General features: G+C 67.5%; 1 protein-coding gene and 1 pseudogene. One reads left to right on the forward strand and one right to left on the reverse strand.

What is annotated here, in order from left to right; translation table 11 throughout:
* The first annotated feature begins 249 nt into the window (after positions 1–249).
* Positions 250–3,669, forward strand: a complete 3,420-nt coding sequence (locus tag H926_RS0108340; protein WP_028657756.1) for a S41 family peptidase — start codon at positions 250–252, stop codon at positions 3,667–3,669.
* A 67-nt stretch (positions 3,670–3,736) separates the two neighbouring features.
* Here H926_RS0108340 and H926_RS33140 read toward each other — a convergent pair.
* Positions 3,737–3,929, reverse strand: a pseudogene (locus H926_RS33140) (NAD/FAD-dependent oxidoreductase); the annotation flags it as partial.

Genomic DNA, 3,929 nt, shown 5'->3' on the forward strand with positions numbered 1-3,929 from the left:
GACGATCTGTCGCGCACCTGGCGCGGCCGCGACGTGCAGCAACCGGCCATGCCGGCAGAGCGGCGGGGGCCGCTGATCGCCGGCTGGCGCGACGCCCTGCGCCGCACCTTGACGCATCCCGCGCCGGACGCTGCATGAGGATGGCCTAATTCGGCATCAACCATGCGTTGCGCCGCGTTTCGCCAATTGTGAGGAATGTTTGCCTGCGCTAGCCTGCCCACCGGCCGCTTTCCGGCCCGTGGGGGAACCATGCGAGGCAAGCTTATCCTGCTGGCATCGGCGCTGCTGGCGTCGACCACTCTTGTCGTACCGGCTGGGCAGGCCGCCGCCGATCCGCTGCTGCTGCAACAACCGACGCTCTCGGCCACGCAGATCGCGTTTGTCTATGGCGGCGAAATCTGGGTGGTGCCGCGCAGCGGTGGCCGGGCGACGCGGCTGGTCACCGGGCAGGGCGCCTTGTCGGGTCCGGTGTTCTCTCCCGATGGCAGCCAGATCGCGTTCACCGGCCGCTATGATGGCAATACCGATGTCTATGTTGTGCCCGCGCAAGGCGGCGAGCCGCGCCGGTTGACCTGGCATCCTGGTGCCGACGTGGCGCTGGGCTGGTCGGCCGATGGCAAGCAGGTGCTGTTCCGCTCGCCGCGCATGGCCGTGCGCGATGCGCACCAGATGTACCTGGTGCCGGCCAGTGGCGGCGCGCCCGTGCCGGTGCCCTTGCCCTCGGGCGAGGAAGGCGCGTTTTCGCCCGATGGCACGCGCATGGCCTATTCCCCGATCGAGCAGTGGCAGCCGGCGTGGAAGCAGTATCGCGGCGGGCAGACCGCGCGCATCTGGGTGGCGCGCCTGACGGATTCGGCCGTTACGCCGATCCCGCGCCCCAACAGCAACGATCGCAACCCGCTGTGGATCGGGGACAAGGTCTATTTCCTTTCCGACCGCGATGGCCCGGTCACGCTCTACAGCTATGATCCGGCCAGTGGGGCGGTCGCCCGGCTGATCGACAATTCCGCCGGGTTCGACATGGCCGCGATCGGCGCTGGCCCCGGCGGGGTGGTGATCGATCATTTCGGCAAGCTGGAAATCTATGACATCGCCAGCGGCACGGTCAGTCCGGTGCCGGTCACCATCGATGCCGATCTGCCGCAGCGCCGCGCCCATTTCGAAGAGATCAAGGCCGACAGCGTCAGCCATGCGCTGTTGAGCGAAACCGGCAAGCGCGTGATCATGGAAGTGCGCGGCGAGGTGCTCTCTGCCCCGGCCGAAAAGGGCGACGTGCGCAACATTACGCGTTCGCCCGGCGTGGCCGATCGCGATCCCGCGCCATCGCCCGATGGCACCAAGATTGCGTGGTTTTCCGATGAATCCGGCGAATATGCGCTGCACATCGGCGCGGCTGATGGCCTGGGCACGGTGCGCAAGATCGCGCTGGGGACGCCGCCCTCGTTCTTCTACAACCCGCGCTGGTCGCCCGACAGCAAGAAGATCGTGTTCGAGGACAAGCGGCTGAACCTGTGGCTGATCGACCTTGCCGCCGGCGCGGCCGCAGCGCCGGTCAAGATCGATACCAACCTGTTCGATGCGCCCGGCAGCAGCTTTGACGCGGCGTGGTCGGCCGACAGCCAGTGGATCGTCTATACCCGCCAGCTGCCCAGCCATTTCCATGCCGCCTGGATGCATTCGCTGGCCACCGGCAAGAACACGCAAGTGACCGACGGGTTGAGCGACGTGATCTCGCCCCGCTTCGACCACGGCGGCAAGTATCTCTACTTCGCCGCGACCACCGCCACGGGCCCGGCGGCCGGCTGGCTCGACATGTCGAGCATGGGGCGCGCGATCGATGGCGCGGCCTATGTCATGGTGCTGCGCAAGGACAGCGCATCGCCGATCGCGCCGGAAAGCGACGAGGAAAGCGCCGCCGATACCCTGCCGGGCCGCGACAAGCCGGGCAAGGCCAAGACCAAGAAGACCGACGCTGGCGCCAGTGACGACAAGCCGGCCGATGCCAAGGACGAGGACAAGGATGGCGGCAAGGACGGTGGCAGGGACGGGAAGGGCGGCAAGCCAACCCCGCCCGCCCCGGTGCGGATCGATTTCGAGGGGCTCGATCAGCGCATCCTGGCGCTGCCGATCCCGCGCGCCAATATCGTGGAACTGCAGGCCGGCAAGGATGGCGTGGTCTATACCCTGACCATCCCGCCCGCCGCGACCGATGCCGATTACCTGGAAGGCGACGAGGCCGGTCCGCCGCGCACGCTGTTCCGTTTCGACCTCAAGGAGCGCAAGAACAAGGAACTGGCACAAGGTGTTGTCGCCAATACCTTCTCCCTTTCGGCAGACGGCAGCAAGATGCTGCTGCAGCGCGGCGGCACCTGGCTGGTGGCCGATGCTGACAAGGAAGTGAAGGACGGCGAAAGCGCCAAGCCGATCAAGTTCGATGACGTGCGCGTGTGGGTCGATCCCCAGGCGGAATGGAAGCAGATCTATCACGAGGTCTGGCGGATCGAGCGCGACTTTCTCTACGATCTCAACCACCACGGGCTCGATCTGGCGCGGGCCGAGGCGCTCTATGCCCGCTTCCTGCCCGGCCTTGCCGCGCGGCAGGATCTCAACGTGCTGCTGGAGGAAATGACCGGGCACATCTCGGTCGGCCACACCTTCATCAACGGCGGCGACCTGCCCGAACAGCAAACCGCGCGCGGCGGCCTGCTCGGCGCCAATTACGAGGCGGTCGATGGGCGCTGGCGCATTGCCCGCGTGCTGCCGGGCGAGAACTGGAATCCCAAGCTGGTCGCCCCGCTCAGCCAGCCGGGCGTTGACGTCCACGCCGGGGAGTTCATCCTGGCGGTCAACGGCCGCCCGGTCGATACCCAGACCGAGATCGATCGCGCGCTCGATGGCACGGCCGGCAAGCAGACCGTGCTGACCGTGGCGAGCACGGCAGCGGGCGCGGGATCGCGGCAGGTTACCGTGGTGCCGATCGGCAATGAAGGCGCGTTGCGCCTGCGCAGCTGGATGGAAGGCAACCGCCGCACGGTCGACCGGCTGTCGGGCGGCAAGCTGGCCTATGTCTATGTGCCCGACACGGCCGCTGGCGGCTTTGCCAACTTCAACCGCTATTACTATGCCCAGGTCGGCAAGCAGGGCGCGGTGATCGACGAGCGGTTCAACCATGGCGGGCAGATTGCCGACTATATCGTCGATCAATTGAAGCGCACCCCGCAGATGATCAACCACACCCGCGAAGGGGCTGACCAGATCGAGCCGGCCGCGGCGATCTTTGGTCCCAAGGTGATGATCATCAACGAGATGTCAGGATCGGGCGGTGATGCCCTGCCGTGGCTGTTCCACAAGGAAGGCGTCGGCCCATTGGTGGGCAAGCGCACCTGGGGCGGCCTGGTCGGTATCGGCGGCTATCCCCAGCTGATCGACGGCGGCAGTGTCACCGCGCCGCGCTGGGCGATTTATGGCACCACCGGCCAGTGGGAAGTGGAAGGGATCGGCATTCCGCCCGATATCGAGGTGGAGCAGGACCCGGCGCTGATCCGCCAGGGCCATGATCCGCAGCTGGAGCGCGCCGTGGCCGAGGCGATGGCCCTGCTCAAGGCCACCCCGCCGCAGCAGTTCCCCAAGCCGGCGCCGATCGTCAAGCATCCGGTGCTGCCGCAGTAAGCGGGGGCAGGGTTAAGAAGGCGAGAGGGGGGCGAGCCTGGCTCACCCCCCGTTTTTGCGTGCCGGTTCAGGCCGCCTTGCGGGCGAGGATGCGGCCCGCCAGCGCATCGCCCGAAAGCCAGGCGCCCTGCACGGTAGGCTCGGTCAGCCAATCGCCGCAGGCGCCCAGGCGCAGCATATCATCCCACAGCGCGGTGCTGCCCGCGCCCACCGGCCGGGCAAAGCGCCAGCGATGCGCGCGCGCCACCAGCGGCTCGGGC

Source organism: Novosphingobium sp. B-7, assembly GCF_000410615.1.
Taxonomy (GTDB): Bacteria; Pseudomonadota; Alphaproteobacteria; order Sphingomonadales; family Sphingomonadaceae; genus Novosphingobium; species Novosphingobium capsulatum.

What these genes read in the sequence shown, in the direction of transcription:
- H926_RS0108340 (WP_028657756.1), top strand. Translation starts at nt 250, where the DNA reads ATGCGAGGCAAGCTTATCCTGCTGGCATCGGCGCTGCTGGCGTCGACC.